8 protein-coding genes are annotated in these 16,726 nt (G+C 63.2%); all 8 read right to left on the bottom strand.

All coding sequences use genetic code 11. From position 1 onward, the window contains the following. Positions 1 to 4: 4 nt before the first annotated feature. Positions 5 to 2,845 (bottom strand): leucine-rich repeat domain-containing protein, encoded by a 2,841-nt coding sequence (locus tag JG747_RS29010; RefSeq protein ID WP_202360545.1) that lies wholly within the window; start codon positions 2,843 to 2,845, stop codon positions 5 to 7. A gap of 65 nt (positions 2,846 to 2,910) precedes the next feature. After that, the gene (locus tag JG747_RS29005; protein WP_202360544.1) at positions 2,911 to 5,034 is read right to left on the bottom strand and encodes an RICIN domain-containing protein; all 2,124 of its coding nucleotides are present in this window, start codon (positions 5,032 to 5,034) and stop codon (positions 2,911 to 2,913) included. A 19-nt stretch (positions 5,035 to 5,053) separates the two neighbouring features. Then, positions 5,054 to 7,081, bottom strand: coding sequence for a hypothetical protein (locus tag JG747_RS29000; protein WP_141700913.1), 2,028 nt, complete (start codon positions 7,079 to 7,081; stop codon positions 5,054 to 5,056). Between the two features lie 14 nt (positions 7,082 to 7,095). Then, a complete protein-coding gene (locus tag JG747_RS28995; protein ID WP_038644950.1) occupies positions 7,096 to 8,436 on the bottom strand; it encodes a hypothetical protein in 1,341 nt (446 codons plus the stop codon). Further along, positions 8,433 to 12,281 carry a hypothetical protein gene (locus JG747_RS28990; protein ID WP_064983500.1) on the bottom strand — a complete coding sequence of 1,283 codons (3,849 nt, stop codon included), beginning with the start codon at positions 12,279 to 12,281 and terminating at the stop codon, positions 8,433 to 8,435. Before JG747_RS28990 ends, JG747_RS28995 begins: the two co-directional genes overlap by 4 nt. Next, complete coding sequence (locus JG747_RS28985) at positions 12,278 to 13,606, bottom strand: hypothetical protein (RefSeq protein ID WP_202360543.1); 1,329 nt, start codon at positions 13,604 to 13,606, stop codon at positions 12,278 to 12,280. Before JG747_RS28985 ends, JG747_RS28990 begins: the two co-directional genes overlap by 4 nt. After that, positions 13,603 to 14,721, bottom strand: coding sequence for a hypothetical protein (locus tag JG747_RS28980; protein ID WP_069093333.1), 1,119 nt, complete (start codon positions 14,719 to 14,721; stop codon positions 13,603 to 13,605). The genes JG747_RS28985 and JG747_RS28980 overlap by 4 nt, the downstream gene beginning before the upstream one ends. A gap of 772 nt (positions 14,722 to 15,493) precedes the next feature. After that, on the bottom strand, positions 15,494 to 16,672 hold the full coding sequence (locus JG747_RS28975) for an acetyl-CoA C-acetyltransferase (RefSeq protein WP_202360542.1): 1,179 nt from the start codon (positions 16,670 to 16,672) through the stop codon (positions 15,494 to 15,496). Positions 16,673 to 16,726: the final 54 nt, after the last annotated feature.

Raw genomic sequence — 16,726 nt, 5'->3', positions numbered from 1 at the left:
GGCATTACTGATGAATGATCGGGCTCACGATGACGTGCGGCTGAAGCTGCAGGCAGTTGGGGCGCGGACAGACGACCAAAGGCTGGACGGCAATCTCGTCGAGCAAATGAATGTTGACATCCAGGATGCGCAACGGCTCGCGTTTGCAGGCTTCGGCGACTTGCGGCGCCAGCGGTTGCGGGAAGGAGCAGATCGGATTGTTGCCGAGATAGGACTTTCCGATCACCGTATTGATGTGGGCGAAGTTCTCGATCCGGTTGCCCCTCAGATCGACGATCGACAGCGCTGGAAGCGAGCCGAGCGGCAGCGCATTGAAGACCCGGTTGTTGCGCAGATCGACATTCGACAACGCTGGCATGTTCGACAGATTGCCGACATCGGTGATCTGGTTGTCGTTCAGATAGATGTATTTGAGCCCGCTCGAGCCGAATCGCGGGATTGCCGACAGCCGGTTGGTGGCGAGGTTCAGTTTCTGAAGTCCCGTCAGCGAAGCGATCGGGGACACGTCGGTGATCACATTGTCGAACAGGTTGAGTTCGCCCAGCGCCCGGAAATAGACCACGGGGTTTACGGCGATGATCGACTTCTTGTTCAGCGTCAGGCTGCTCAGTGACTGCGCCCAGTTTTTCGCAGCGCTGCAATCGGCGCTATCGACGTGGTCGGCCTGCATGCGGCTGTCGAGTGCCGCCATGAAGCCGCGCACGTCGCCGAGCGCAATCGAATCGAACCGGTAGACGATACAGTACTCAGCGAAGCTGGCGTATTGCAGCGGCAGATTGCGCATGCCGGCGTCGTCGAGCAGCGGCAGGTCCGCCAGCGGCGTCACGGATTGCACGTGCGTGTTCGAGAAATAGAGCTTTGTCAGCTTGTTGAGCACCCCGATGCCGATCAGGTTCGACAGTGGATTGCCCTCGATGTTCAATTGTTCTAGGCGGCGCAACTGCAACACGCCCTGGATCGACGGGATCTGGTTGTTGCGGATCCAAAGCTTCGTCAGCCCCGGCACCGCCGACAACGCCGAGACGTCGGACAGCTGGTTGTCGGACAGGTCGATGGAGGTCAGATTTCCCATCACCGGGAAGAGCGAGACGCTGGTCAACCCGCGGTTCCTGGCATCGGCGAACTGGCGTGAATTGAGATCGTCATAGGCCTTGCCGCAGACGGTCTTGCCAGAGATCGACAGCAGCGCGTTCACTTCCGCAGTTTGCGCGGGCGTCAGAAAGTCGGTCTGGTTGCGCATCAGGCACGCCGACAGGAAGTCGTTCACCTGCACGGGATTGTCTGAAAGATCGAGACTGATCAGCCCCGACAGCGCTGCCAGCGGCCTGACATTGGCGATCGAATTCTTCGACAGGTTGAGCGTGCCGAGATTGGTCAGGCCGGCAAGGGGCGAAACGTCGGTGATGGCATTGCTTGAGAGGTTGAGCGAGGTGAGCTGCGGCAAGGTGGCGAGCGGACGTAGGTCGCTGACGATCTTCGACGACAGGTCGAGCGCGGTGGTCGCCAGCAGCTTGTTGCCGACCGCCAGGCAGGTCCCGCTACCCTCCAGCTCGACCATGGCCCGGATGGTTTGCCCAAGCGGAGTCGCCGCGTCGCGGTGCAGCACGCACAGGTCGACGAAGCTCTGCCCGCCATTCGCGACGATGGGATTGCCGCTGAGGTTGATGGCCAGCGTCGAAGGGAAGCTGCCGAGATTGGCGAAGGTCTCGATCTTGTTGTTGGCGAGGTTGAGGCTGGTCAGGCCGCCGAGCGCGCTGAGCGGATCGAGCATATCGCCCGTGAGGCCATTGTTGGCGATGGACAGGATCGAGAGCGCCTGCAGGAATTGCAACGGCTCAAGGCTGGCGATCTTGTTGTCGTCGAGCGTGAGGTTCGTCAGCAACGCCAGCGCCGACAGCGCGCGGATGTCGGTGATGTCGTTGTCGGAGACGTCGGCCCGTGTCAGCGCGGTCAGCGGCGTCAGCGCGCTGATGTTGCTGATGTGATTGCCGGAAATGTCGAGGAAGGTCAGCGTTTTGAGCTTGGCCAGCGGCCCGGGGTCGGCGATCGAGTTGTTGGCGATCGACAGGCTGGTGAGGTTCTTCAGCACTGCAATCGGCTCGAGCGACTGCACGCCCTTGCCGTTCAGGTTCAGCGTCGTGATCGATTCCAGAAAGGTCTGTGCGGCGGCGCAGGCGGCGGGGTTGCCGAGCGCCGAGACCCCGCCGGGCGTTGAATCGAGCACCGCCATAACGGTCGCCGTTTCAGCCGGCGTGCGGTCGCCCTTGACACACCATTTGGCGAAGGTCGTCGGATTGTCGACCAGCGGCGCGCCGGAGAGGCACGCGATGGTGTGGATCTTGCCAGCGAAGAATGGCGTGGGGTCGGCATTCAGAGCCTGATCGAGATTGAGCTTCAGCTCGGTGACCAGCGGCGCGCAGCCGGGAATGTAGAGCCGGTCGGAAAATGTCGTCGCGCCGAAGTCGGAGGGGAATTGAAGGTAGTAGACAAGGCCGCTGCCATTGTCGTTGGCGAACACCTTGATCGGATATGTCTCGCCCGCAGGGCACAGCAGCGGATTGGCGGCCGGATCAGCGGCGACGATCGCGCTGTCGACGGCGGTCAGCACCTCCGAAGCAACTGTCGCGAAGCCAAGTCCACGGATCACCGCTTCCTCGTCCGCCTGGTCCCTGCAGCGGATGCGATAGCCACGCCCTTCGGAGATAAGCAACGGATAATGCAGCCGGTTCGCCTCCAGTGTCGGATCCTCGAACAGCACGACCTTCGGCTCGTCCGCGCGAGCCATGCCAGTCCCGGCGGCCACGAGCACGACCAGAACTAGGAGCAATTGGGCGATGCGGTTCATCTTGTGTCTCCTTTCGAGGCTCAGGCTGATCGACAAGGCTCAATCAGCCCGAACCGCTGGCCGCGCTACCTCTCGTCCGCCGCCTTGATGGTCCAATAGCTCGACGGATCGCGGTCGCAGGTGAACTGAAGGGCCGGGATGTTGTTCAAGTTGCTGACCCCGCCGGCAATCGTCAGGCACTTGCCGGTCTGGACGTTCTCCGCCTGAACGCCGTCGCGGGTCTCGACCAGGTTCCAGCGGCGCGAAGGATCGCTGTCACAGTTGAACTGCAGGGCCGGGATGTTGTCTTCGGTGCTGATCCCGCCGGCAATCGTCAGGCACTTGCCCGTCTGGACGTTCGCCACCTGGGAGCCGTCGCCTGTCTCGACCAGCCTCCAGCGCTGCCATTGACTGCTGCCGTTGCAGTCGAATTGCACCGTCGGTGCGTTGTTGTCGGTTCGTCCTTCCGCAACCGAAAGGCACCTTTCGGTTTGTCGGTTCACCAACATGACTTCGGGGTCAGCCGCCCGGATGCTCCAGAAGCGCGACGGATCCCGGTCGCAGTTGAACTGGAGGGCAGGGACGTTGTCATCGGTGCTCACCCCGCCGGCGATGGTCAGGCATTTCGCCGTTTGCACGTTTTCAGCCTGGAAGCCATCGCCGGTCGCGGTCAGCTTCCAGCGCCGCGACGGATCCCGGTCGCAGTCAAATTGAAGGGCCGGGATGTTGTTGCCGGTGCTGACCCCACCGGAAATCGTCAGGCATTTTCCGGTCCGCACGTTCTGCAGCTGAAAACCGTCATCTGTCTCGACCAGTTTCCAGCGACGCCACTGGTCGCCGTCGCAGGTGAACTGGACGGCTGGCGCGTTGTTGTCGAGGCGCCCCTCGGAAACAGCCAGGCATTTGCCGGTCTGCATATTGGCCATCACCACGTCTCCCTCCTTGATCGTCGTGATGCAGGCTTCAAAAATCTTGCTGGTGGCCGTGGTCGATTGCTCGGGTCGACTGATGCAGACCGGATTGCCGTCCAGCGAAGGATTGAACGGTAGGATGGCGCTGACGGACTGCGCCGTGGCCAGGCGGTTTGCGCGCAGGTTCGGAGCGGCGAGTTTGGTCAGGCTCATCAAGGGACGCGCATCCGTGATCCGGTTCTTCGACAGGTCGAGCGCGGTGAGCTCTTGCAGAAACCGCAGTGGCGACACGTCGACGATCTTGTTGCCGGCCAGAACCAGCCGTGTCAGCGCCCGTGCCGAGGCGAGCGGCCGCAGGTCGGCGATCTGGTTGGAACTGAGGTCGGCGTCGGCCAGATCCTTCATCACGGCCGCCACGTTGATGTTGCTGATCCTGTTTCGCGACAGATCGAGAAAGGTGAGCTTGGTCAGCTTTCCCAGATCCCGCGTGTCGGCAATTTCATTGCCCGACAAGGTCAGGCGCGTCAGATGGGTAAGCGTCGCCAGCGGTTCGAGGTTTGTCAGCCGTCGCCCGGCCAGGTCGAGTGTCGTACTCGACGCGAGAAAGTCCTGCGCGCTTGCGCACGCCGCCGGATTGCCAAGAGCGGAGGCACCGCCAGGTGTCAGCTCGAGCAGTTCCTCGACCGTCGTCTTCTGGGCCGGATCAAGGTCATCCTTGATGCACCAACTGGCAAAGGTCGTCGGCCGTCCGACAAGCGGCGGTCCCGCGACGCACGCGATGGTATGGACCTTTCCTGCGAAGAATGGGGTGGGGTCGGCGTCGATCGCCTGGTTGAGGTTGAGCGCCAGTCCCTCGACCAAAGGTGCGCAGCCAGGAATGTAAAGTTGGTCGGAAAAGGATGTTGACCCGAAATCGGTCGGGAACTGCAGGTAGTAGACGATACCGCTGCCTCCGTCGTGCGCGAAGACCTTGATCGGGTAGTTCTCGGCGGATGGACACAACAGCGGATTGGCGGCGGGGTCGGCGGCGACGACCGCATTGTCGACGGCGCTCAGCACTTGCGATGGCACGGTGGCGAAGCCTAGTCCGTGGATTACCGCCTCTTCGTCCGCCTGGTCGCTGCAACGGATGCGGTAGCCGCGTCCTTCGGAGATGAGCAGGGGATAGTGCAAGCGAGTGGCATTCAGCGTCGGATCCTCGAACAGGACGACCTTCGGTTCCTCGGCACGGGCAGGACCTGCGGTGATCGCCGCAAGCAGCGCCACCAACAGGAGCAGCGATTGGGCGATTCGGGTCATCTGGTTTTCCCCTTCCGCTCTATTCGACCAGGCTGAAGCGGCCTGGCCCGCAGGCTTGGCTGGTGTTGTCGTGTGCGATGTCGTTGCCCGGCAGCAGGAAACTGGCGCTGGAGGCGCTGTCGGCGAAACTGACCGCGCAGCGGAAGCCGGACACCGTAGAGGTGGTGAAATTCGCCGACGAACCGCGCTCGAGCTGGATAGCGGAGCCGACCGCAAGGCCCGCCGCCGTCGGCGCGAGCCCGTCCGAGCGGCCCGCCACGACCGCCCCGCGCAGCACCAGCGGATTGGCTGCGGCGATGTCGGTGAAGTCCATCCGCATCAGGCTGTCGGAGGTGAGCACCGCGCCGAAACGCGCGCGGACGAGGGTGGAACGGACTGGCGCTTGTGCCGAAATCAGCAGTCGCGCCCGAACGCCCTGGATCGCCAGCATGTCTGCTTCAACCCTGAGCCCGCGCGCATAAAGGTCGGCCAGGCACAGCGACGCGCCGCGCGCCATCGGCGACAGTCCATCCGCCACGGTGCCGATGGTCACATCGTCGAGCGCGACCGCGCCGTTTTGAGCGATCACGGCAACGACCTCATCCGTCGTTTGATCGGCAGCCCGCGATAAGTCGATCCGCTCGAGTTCGAGCCGCGACAACCCGTCCGCGACGATGATCACCCCGGTGGCGGACAGGATGCATGACGACGTGCCGGCCGGCACCCGGTTGGCGGTGCCGACGAGCCGCGTGCGGGCGACGCCGGGGGCCGGCGCCATATGCACCGTCTTGAACGGCAGTCCCTTCAAGATCAGTGTCTGCGGCGTCTTAACCGATGCGGGCAGTTCGAGCCTGAGATTCGCCCGCCCTGCGCAATCGCCCTCGGAGGAGAATTGCGCCAGCGTCAGCGTGCCGCCATCATTGATGCGGCGAACGCACGTATCACTGGCCGACCCTCGACAGTCGAAGCTGGTACCCGGCGGCGGAGCGGCGGTCAGCGCGCGATCCGTCTCGCCCATCCAGTCGCCAATGCCGGGGGCGGAGAGGCCGAGCGCCGATGTTAGAAGCGGGCAACCCGTGAAGGATAGCGCCCGCCCTTCCGCGAAAGTCCAGTCCAGTCGCGCATTGCCGAGGGGGTCGAGCGAGGTGATGGAGAGGCCTGCGGACAGCGGCGACAGGCCGAGGTCGATGCCCGGCTGCGCGAAGGCCGCGTGCTCGCGCTGATAGCCATCGCAGTTCGACAGACACAGGTCCACGAAGGGCGCCGAACGAAGCGCCGCTACCGCGTCGGCGCCGAGCAGGGTTACCGCCTCGGCCTCGGCGATACCGAAGAACGCTCGCAGCTTCGTCTCCGCCGCTTCGGCTGCGGCCGCATCGGCGATGATGTCGCGCGTAGCCTTGCCGTCGAGGCGCGCAATCGGCAGGTAGGAGGGCCGAGCGCCTTCGCCCGGTGGCGTGTAGCGCACGACATAGATCGTGTCGCCGATGCTTTCAGCGCTTAGGAAGGTTTCGAACCGGTGCAGGCTCCAGCGGGCCACGCTCGCCGCCGCAATATCCGATAGGCCCCCGAGATCGCTGCGTCCGCAATCGAGTACGAACGGTGTCCCGACATTGGGCGGCGCGGCAAAACCCTGGAGTACGCCCGGCAGTTGCAGCCGCTCGCGGATGGCAAGTGCCGCTTTGATCTCTGCGCAGGCGGTGGGCACGGCGAAATAGCCGGTGCCCGAGGGGGAAGGGAGATAGTAGTTGCCGGATGCCTCGACATCGGCCCAGATAGCGGTCGTCGCCTGCCAGTCGATATTGAACGCCGTCCCAGGACATGGCAGCCGAGGCTGCGCCCCAAAGCTGTTTTCAGCCTGAAGCTTGGCGAGCGTCGCCTCCGCGACGAGAGCGGTGTCGGGCAGGTGCAGCAACCTTTTCGCCTGACCCGCGCTGGAGCAGCCGGCGAGTTCCACCGCCTTGCCGTCGAAAAGCGCGACATAGACGTCGTTGTTCTGGTCGGTGACGAAAGCGGCAAGCTGCGGCTCGGCGCGGGCCACTGACGCGCCTGCGAGGATTAGGGTGAGCAATACGACCGCCCGTCTCATCTCAACTCGCTCAAGCAGCTTGCGGCGCGCGCGGGGTCCATGTTGACTTCGGTCATCAGCGGATCGAGGCCGGCTGACTGGCACAGCGCCTTGACGGTGATCGAATGCGGCCCTTGGAAGTCGACAGTAAGAGTTCCATTGGTGATCTGCCCGTTCTGGCCGACGCACAGCGGATTGTTGGCGAGCGCCGGCCGACGGCAGGTTCGGATGACGTCGGCCATCGCGCGGCGGTTGGTCAGTTCGCAGAAATAGATGCGGCAGAAGGCGGCCACCGCGGCGCGGTTCTCGGCATCGGCATTGATGATGCGCTTGATGTCTCCGACCAGTGCGCTCGCCTTGGCCTCGAAGGCGAGGCCGTCGACGCGCGTCTTCTCGCCCGCGATCTCGCCCGATCGTTCGGTGATCTTCGGCATCAGGTTGATGTTTTCCGAGGTTATGAACAGCCCGCCCTTCCACCGGTCGAACTCGTCGAGGATCGAGGTCGCCCTCAGGATCGCCTCTCGGTAGGCGTTGTAGATCGGCCCCATCTTGGTGTCGCGCGCCGCCTCATAGACCTGGTTCAAAGCGGCGTATTCCTTGTTCACCGTGTCGGCGCCCGCCTTGATGTCATCGATGCCGGCGCGCGAACTCTGCACTAGGCCCTCGGCTCGTTTCAGCTTGCGCGAGAACATCGCCGTGATCGGGCTCTCGACGCTGGCGAAGTAGCTCTCAATCACCTTGCCGGCCGCCCCATCGGCGAAGGCATCGATCTCGGTGTCGGACAGGTTGGAGATCAGGCCGCACTGGGCGTCGAAATCGGCGCTCAAGGGTCCGGCCTGGCACACGCTCATCTCGGCCAGCCTCTGATCGAGCGTTCGGTTCGAAGCGAGCCCGTCGGCATATTCGAACAGCGCATGGTTCCATTCGATCGCGTTCAGGTCGGCCTGGCTGTGGCGCCGGTCGCGGCAGAACAGTGTCTGCTCCATCCGGCTCTGGTTGCCCGAGGCGCGGTAGGCATCGAGATGGCGCGTCGCCTCCGCACAGTTCGCCAAGCCTGAAATCAGCCCGGCAAGTTGCTGGTGGACGGGCGGCAGTCCGCGGGTCTGCGCCTCCCGCATCAGGTTGGCCGCACGTTGGCTGTCGGCCGGACTGCGGGCCGGGCGATGGAAGACGCAGAGGCCTTGCTCGAAGGTCTTCAGCATGCCGTCCGGAATGGCCGGCCCCTCGCAGTTGGGAGCGTCGAGAACGCGCGATTCGATCGTATAGCCGGCGAGATTGTCGACGAAGAGGTCGCGCGCGGCTGCTCCCGTCGCGCTGAGCGCCAGGCCGAGCGCTGCTATGACCCCAACGGCTCTCATGGCGCGCTCGCGAAGATGAAATAGAGGGTGAACACGGCGCCGTCGAACGGACAATCGCTCGGCTGCAGCGACAGTCGGTACGAGCCGATCAGCGGCGCGCCGAGATAGGGCAGGATCAGGCTGGTGTCGTTCGACGGTCCGGGCGCGCGCGGGAATTTGCGCGCTTGGTAGCGATCCTGCACCCAGTAGCGGATGATCCGGTTGATCTCGTCGCCACTGTCGGCCTGGTTGAAGAAGGTCTGCAACGCCACCCGCTCCGGCCCAACCGAAATGTCTGCGCTGACCTCGCTCGATCCCTTGGTCAGCGGCTTGAAGACCAAGCCGCTGCCGCGGTGTTGCAAGGCGAAGCGGTTCCACTGTGCTCCCGTGCACTGGTAGTCTGTGCCGGCGAAGACATCGATCAGGGTCAGGTTCTTGCGCTCGCGGAATTTGTTGGGCGCCCACAGCGCGAAATAGCCGTTTGCCTTCATCAGCGCTTCGGTCGACGCGAACGGCGAAACCTCGAACTCGACATTCTCGTCGAGCGCCAGCTTGCGGGCGAAACCTGAATTGGCGGGCACGACGATCTGGGCGACATCGATATTGATCTGCCGCTCGTCGAAGAAGCGCTTGGCAACGATGTCGTCGATCATCGCCTGCAGCTGGGTTGCGTTGCGCACATAGACCATGGGCACTGTCGCCGCCTCGCCGGTGAAGGCCTGCACCACTTCAAAGCGGCGCCTCATCAGGTGCATCAGCCGGTTGGCGGTCTCGAGCACGCGCCGCTTAGTCACCAGATATTCGGGAATGCCCTTCATCAGATCGGCGACGGTGTCCTGGGTCGCGATGAACAGATTCTTGCGCGTCGCCGGATCGTCGATCTGTGTGACGAGCTTCGTCATGTCCTCCTGCTGCTTTGTAACCTCGGCCTGAACGTTGCTCTGGAATTTCAGGATGCTGTCCTGCAGCGCGCGGCTCTTGAGACCGAGATCCTTTGCCTGGTTCAGACCCGCGACGAGTTCCTCGGTGTTGCCGCGCGACTGCGTGATGCGCTGCTCGACGAAGGCGAGTTCGGCATCGTTCAGCGCCAGCATTTTGTCCTTCTGCCGGTCGCGCAGTTCATTGATCAGGTTGGTCGAGGCGTTTGATTCCTCGGCGAGGCCCGTCACGGTCGTCTGCGCGGCGCGGACGCGGTCGATGCGGCTGTTGGTTGCCGCGACCAGTTCGGCGACACGTGCGTTGTCCTGGTTGAGCTGGGCTTCCGACAGGGACAGCTTGTCTAGTTCGAGATTGAGGATCGCGATCTCGTTGGTCAGCCGGTCGATCGTGCGCTGTTGGTCGGTAATCTGGAAACTCAGCAAGTCGTTCTCGCGCGCCTGAAGATCGAGCCCGGCGAGGATGCGTTCGTGGTCGGACTTGAGCCGCGCCACCTGCTCGTCGATGCTGAGATCCTGGCTCTGGCAGTCGACCGCCGCCATCGAGCCCTGTAGCGCCAATTCCTTGATGTCCTGTGCCCCTTGCGCCAACCGGCCGGCCAGTTGGAAGTGCGTGTCGACCAGCGCCCTTGCCTTGAGCGCCTTGTCGAGATCGAGTTGCCCGATCGCCTGGCGGAGCTGCGTGAGACGCTGCTTCAGCGCATTGATTTCATTTATGTTCGCCTGAGTGATCTGGCCGGTGTTAATGATCGTCGACAGGATGGATTGGGCCGCCTCCAACGCCGCCCTGATCGGTTTGGCGACGTCCACCACAGTCGCGACCCCGCTGCCCAAACCGCAGGCGCAGGTGATGATTTCGGGTACCGCGGCGCCGATCGAATATGCACCTTGCACCGAAGTCAGGATGACCTGCGCGGCCTGTGTGGTGCCGTTGAACGCCACGAACCAGGCGATCACTTCCGACAACTGGCCGTCGACCTGGTCGCGCGCCTCCTCAAGGTCCGCCTTCCTCTTCGCGTAGAGGTCCCGCTCGGCTTCGTAGAGTTTCTTGGCGAAGTCCGTTTCCGTCTGGGAAAAAGAACCGCAATCGACGTTTGCAAGTTCCTGCGGCAGGGAGATGTTCGACGTGATCATCTGCTGGTCGGCGATCAGCGGCTCGACATCGGCGAAGTCGGCACTGCCGATGACGCACTTCATCAGGAACGCTTTCGCTTGTGTCTGCGAGTTCAAGAGCTGGGCCCGGAGGCCCGACTGACCGTCCGGGCCGCACATCTGGGCAACGTATTGGTTGCGCGTGAAGGCCGGCGTCACGGTCTGGCATGGCTGTTCGCCCGCGAGCAGCGGCGTGAACGGATGGTCGGCTGTATCTCCGATCAGGGCGAGCTGATTCTCGATGCCGCAAAGCTGCTCTCGGTCGACGGCCCGGCGGCGCTGATAGAGGTCGGTCTGGCGCAGTTGCAGTTCGGTGATTGTGTCGTTGGCGCGGGCGATCGCGCCCTGGTTGTTGGTGATCTGCGTTTGAAGGATCTGCCGCTGGCGAACCGCCTGTTCGAGCTGGTTGGCGTTGCGCTCGGTCTGGCGGGCATATTCGGTGATCTGGCTTTCGAGCGAGGAAATCTGCAGATCGAGGTTCATCTGCGTCATTTCCCAGTTCAGCAGCCAGCGCAGTTCGTTGCGCCGTTCGACTTCGGCCTCCTTGGAGAGGACGATCAGGTCGAGTTCCTGCCTGTCATTGATCTGGCGGCGCTGGTTTTCGAACTCGGCGATCTTGGTGCCGAGCTCGATTTCCAGCGATCTGATCTGCTGGCGATAGCCGAACGTGTCCTTCTCGGCGTCGACCGCGTTGATCTCTTGCTGGACGGTGGTGGCGAAGGTCTGTGCCTCGTGCTCCAGCTTGCCGATCTTGTGGGCGATAAGGTTGACTTCCTGGCTGCGGATCGTCCGCTCCTCGTCGAGCGCGCGGGTCGCTTCGCCTTCCTTGTTGGCGTACCACCGCTCAACCAGCGCCTCGACATTGCGCTCGACCTCGGTCAACCGCTGCTCGCTCTCGGCCAGGGCCTGCTGCAGTTCCTCGAACGGAATCGTCGTGAACTGCATCGGGTCGATGTTGAGGAACAGGAAGCCCTTGCGCACGCTGTCCATGCGCGCATCGAGGTCGCTCTGCTGCAGCAGCAGGTCGGCGCGCAGGTCGTCGTAGGTGGACTCGCCCGGAATATCCATCTGCGTCTCGACCAGCACCCACATCGCGGCCTCGTAGTTGGTGTAGGCCTTGGAGAGGTTGGGTTGGCTGTCGAGGCCAGCGCCTCCGACGGCGCCAAGCGTATCGTTGACCAGGAAGTCGAGCGCCTTGACGCGTGCTTCCGAGACGGTCTGGTACCAGACGTCCCCGGTGTTCATCAGCAGCTGGATCTTCAGTGAGGACAGCGCCGTCAGCTGCCGCACGAAGGTGCGGTAACTTGCATCTTCTCCCGCCGCGGTGCCCTGGTCACCGCCCTGTTGTCGGGCGAGAATGCGAAGACCTCGGTCGACGATCTCAATGCCTTGCCGGCCGAATTCCTGCGCCGATTGCGGCGAAACGGGCGTATCGTTGCGGCTGACGCCGCTTGCCGACGACAGGAAGGGCATGTCGGCGGCGAGGAACAGGCGATAGCGTCCAAGTTGCAGGTGGCAGTCGAAATCGCACACGATCGCCAGCCGTCCGGTCGCCTCGTCGCCGCAGGTCGTCAGGAACTGTTCGAGCTCGGTGGCGACTTCACCCATGTATTTCACGTCGGCGCGGAAATTGGCGATCTTGAGCAGCGTCGTCAGCTCGCCGGCATGGCCGGCCGCCGCGTCGACATCGAGCGCCATGCAGTCCTGCGCGCGCGCCATTCCCGCCGCGCCGAAAACGATGCTGACGACCAGTCCGCAAAGCAGGAAGAACCGTCTCATGGTTGCCCCGTCGACAGAAAGACCTCGGAAATCTGGCGCACGTGCCGTGCAAGCTCGGCCATCTGCGCCTTGGAAAGCGATGGATTCTGGAACCGCCCGACCACCGCCCGGGCATGGTTGATGCAGTCCTCGTAGGGGCCGTTGATCGTCGCGGTCAGAGCACCGGTGTCGAGCGTGAGATCCAGCCCCGAATACGCTCCGGCCAGTCCTGCGCAGGAAGAAAGCTCGGCGGTGATCGCCGGATCGTCGACGACATGCGCGAGCCCGGACAGAGCCGTCATGACGCTTTCTATCTGCCCGACGATCTGCGTCATCCGTGCCTTGCCGTCTTCGAACTCCTTCAGCGATTCCGGCTGGTTGAGGCTGGAGAGGTCGACGGCCTGCAGCGCGGCGATCGTCTCGGCTGCCTTCAGCTGATCCTCCTTGACGAGGACCATGTTAGCCTGCGCGTTGCCAAGCACACGCTCCAGCTCCATCACCTCGGCCGACTTGATCGACACGTCCATCTCGTTGACCAGCGACTGGTATTCGGTCGAAGCGGCGTTCATCAGGTTGAGCGTGTCGTCGACCTTCGTCCTGACCGCCTTGACGATTTGCGCGCGCACCCGCGTCTCGATCAGGTCGGTCGTTTCGGCCCGGCCGCGTACCGGCCTGACCGAACAGACCAGTTTCGCCAGCGCGTCCGAGCCGAGCCGAGCACGCACTGCCTCGACGATCGGGAACAGCGGACGCCATGCCGCGGGCAGCGCGTCCATGCTGGCGCCCGACAAAGGTCCAGCATTGATCTCGTTCATCCGCGTCAGGTGTCGGCATTTCTCCGGCAGGTCGGCCCCGGAGAAGTAAAGCCGCCCGGTAATCAGATAGGCCTCTACGGCGGCGGCGTATTGTCGGCCAACGAGCGCGGCGAGCTCTTCGGCGCTATCGGTCGAGATTGGGGCGAAGAAGCGGTAGCGGCTTAGGTAGATCTCCGACCACGCGAGCCGTCGCATCAGCACCGAGGCGTCGTCGGCCGAAAGCGGGATGATCGGAAAGCCGACGCTGCGGCTGCCGCCGGAGGAGCCCGACGCCTCGCCGATCACCTCGCCGGCGAAGGGCAGGCCGAAATCGGGCTGCGTTGCCTCGTGGCTCGGTTCGACGGCGGCGGGACCGGGGGCGAGCAGGTTGAACCGGCTCGTCTCGGGCGTTGCGTTCGAGAGCGTCGCGTTCCAGAAGCCGTCGAGTTTCTCGGAAGTGTAGGCGCGCTCCAGGATCGATGCGGCGCTGGCCGCGTCGGCCAGGACGCAACTGACGATCAGAGACAACGCGATGTCTCGGAGGCTTGTCATCGGCAGTACCACACCCTGTCTGCCGCGCCAGCCTGGGCGCAGATCCCGGTCGCGGCACCGTGCGCCTTCCAGTCTGCCTTTATCTTGGCGAGATCGTTGAATGCCCCTTGGGCCGCGTTGTCGGCATGAACCTCGGCGTCCAGCCGCCAGAAGGGCTTTGCCGGATCGGTGGGCAGCAGCACTCCGATCATGTTGATGTGGAAGGCGGAGACCTTGAGAAAGTCTTCCGCGCTGGCGACCGTGTTGCGATTGAGATTGGCGTATTGCTCTGGCGTGACGTTGCCGAGCGCCCGCTTGAATTCTCCCTCCGAGACTTCGACCGAGCGCAGCATCTGCGTCGTATTCGCGGCCAGGCCGTCGAGAATCGAGGTGTTGGCGACCAGCGTCGCGCCCGCCCCGGTCACCGGTCCGAAGATCTCAGCGAAAATGGCGCGGATCGCCTTCAGATGCGTTTCGGCCGACTTGATTTCGACGCGGCGCAGGGCGATCCCCGTTTCGAGGTCGGACGCCCGACTGACGAAGCTTCTCAGCGCCAATTGCAGCGTGTCGAACGACGAACGAGCTTCCGGCGGCGGCTGCAGGAACACCGAGCGTGCATAGCGTACGGCCTCGCTACGGGCGATGTCCTCGACCGTGGCGCGTGTCAGCGCCGATTCCGGGCAGCCGGTGACGTCGCCGAGGTCGGTCAGCATCTGCGCGGCATGATAGATTTGATCCATCTGGCGCATCGTGCCGAACGAGCCGCTGGTGGTGAACTCGGCCTCAACGCCGGACAGGTAGTCGGTCAGGTATTCGCGCGCGAACTTCACCATCTCGCACTGCACGCCGGCGGCGCGCTCGCGGATGTGGCGGCCGTAAAACGATGCACCGACGAAGTATTTCTGGTCGGGCGTCGGTTCGAACCGCTCGACGAAGAGCGACTGGATAACGGTATCATATTCGCCGCACGCATAAGTGCGTTCGAGGCATGCGGAGTCGGTCTGCAGGTCGCACTGTGACAGCGCCTGGCCGCACATTTGCTGAGCTGCGGCAAGGTTAGTTCCTCCGCCGCAGACAAGAAGCGCTGCCAGGGCGATCGCTGGATTGAAGACGTGTTTCTTCAGCAAGACGAGCAAAAGAAAATGCACGAAAGCCCCCCGGCCACCGGAGCGGCGGCCTCATCGCTCTTTACAGGCAATATCTTTGCAAGTTCAATTTTGTATTGGGTCGCTACAGCGAGGATCGGCCACAAAAAGTGTGGCTAATTCAAATTCAACTTCGCCGAATAACGCATTTATAGAATGTAAACTAAAACGGATTGGCGACCAATGCACCTGATTTTTGGCTTCCGTTACGGAAATCCGTGCCAAAGTGTCGACGCGGTTAACGTATCGTAAAGAATTGCCTTTCCCGCGGCTTTCGATCCAGTTGCTTGAACGTCTAAGCTTTTGTTCAAAAGGAAATCTGGCTCGGCCGGCACGAACGTCGCCGATGAGACGGAGGCGCTCGTGTCGGGACAATAGCTGGGCGTACCGGAACCGCGCGTGACGCCGGATTGAACGACAACGTCAACAAGATCTCCGTCGATCTCAGCGACCGGTGGGTGCGGCGGGTCAGAGTAGCTAGTACCTTCGACACGACCGTCGGCGAGCTCGGTGTCATTGGAGAGCACAGCATACTCGATCTGCGCCTACATCCCCTATGGAATCAAGACGCTTCGAAAGGGGAGAGGGCTACAGCGTAGAACGGCGTGCACAAAGACAGGTCTACTTTGCGCCGCAAGTCGGTCGTAGAGTTGAGCCTTGCCGTTGACCAAAGCTGCCGTTCGTCGGATCATGAAATTAATAGGCGGCGTGGCCAAGACCATGCCCGTTTCTTCTCAGACTAAAACTGCGCAGAGGTTCAGCTTCATCGTTCGAGGCAGATCGCCACGCCCTGGCCGCCGCCGATGCAGAGTGAGGCCAGGCCTTTGCGGGCGTTGCGCCTCGTCATCTCGTGGAGCAGCGTCACCACGATGCGGCAGCCGGATCCGGCCAGCGGATGGCCGAGCGCGATGGCGCCGCCGCTGATGTTGATGATCTCCTCGTTCCAGCCCATCTCGCGGTTGACCGCGATGGCCTGCGCGGCAAAGGCCTCATTGATCTCCATGACGTCGAGCTCGTATGGTTGCCAGCCGGCCTTCTCCAGCGCAAGGTGTGAGGCCGCGACCGGCCCCAACCCCATGTCCATCGGCTCGACCCCCGCCGAAGCATAGGACGCGATGCGGGCGAGGGGCTTTAGCCCGAGTTCGTTCATCCGTGTTTCCGACATCACAAGTACGGCTGCCGCACCGTCGTTGAGGCCGGAGGCGTTGCCGGCCGTGATCGTCCCCGCCCGATCGAAGACCGGCTTTAGTCGACCAAGTCCTTCGAGGGTAGTCGCGGGGCTTGGATGCTCGTCGCGGTCGACGATGACATCGCCCTGCCTGGTCTTTATCGAGACAGGGACGATCTCGTCACCGAACCTTCCCGAGCGGATGGCGGCGTCGGCTTTCTCCTGCGAGCGCAACGCGAAACGGTCCTGCTCGTCGCGTGTGATCTGGTAGCGCTGCGCCAGGGACTCGACCGTGACGCCCATATGGACCTGATGGAAGGCGTCCCACAGCCCGTCAGTGATGATCGAATCCTTGACGACCCGGTCGCCCATGCGCACGCCGCCGCGAATGCCTGACATGAAATGCGGCGCCGACGTCATCGAGTCCTGTCCGCCGGCGATCACGCAATCGGCGTCGCCGCAGCGTATGGCCTGCGCGGCAAGATGGATCGACTTCTGTCCGGCGCCGCACACCTTGTTGACCGTCATCGCCGGCACGCTGACCGGCAGGCCGCCCCTGAGCGATGCCTGCCTTGCCGGGTTCTGCCCGGCGCCACCGGTCAGCACCTGGCCCATGATCACCTCGCTGACGGCATCGGTCGCAACCCCGGTTTCGGCGAGCATCGCTTGAATGAGCTGCCCGCCCAGTTCCGCCGCCGAGAGGCTGGCGAGCGCGCCGTTGAGCTTGCCGATCGGCGTGCGTTTGGCCGCGACGATATACACCGCATCCTGCAATTTTCCGTCCTCCACCTCCGCGGCACACAGGCTGTGCTCGCCGCTTGACATTCT

The organism is Mesorhizobium sp. 131-3-5, from assembly GCF_016756575.1.
Classification (GTDB): domain Bacteria; phylum Pseudomonadota; class Alphaproteobacteria; order Rhizobiales; family Rhizobiaceae; genus Mesorhizobium; species Mesorhizobium jarvisii.
Note: the sequence above shows the minus strand (reverse complement) of the source record. Positions and strands in the feature narration are given on the sequence as shown.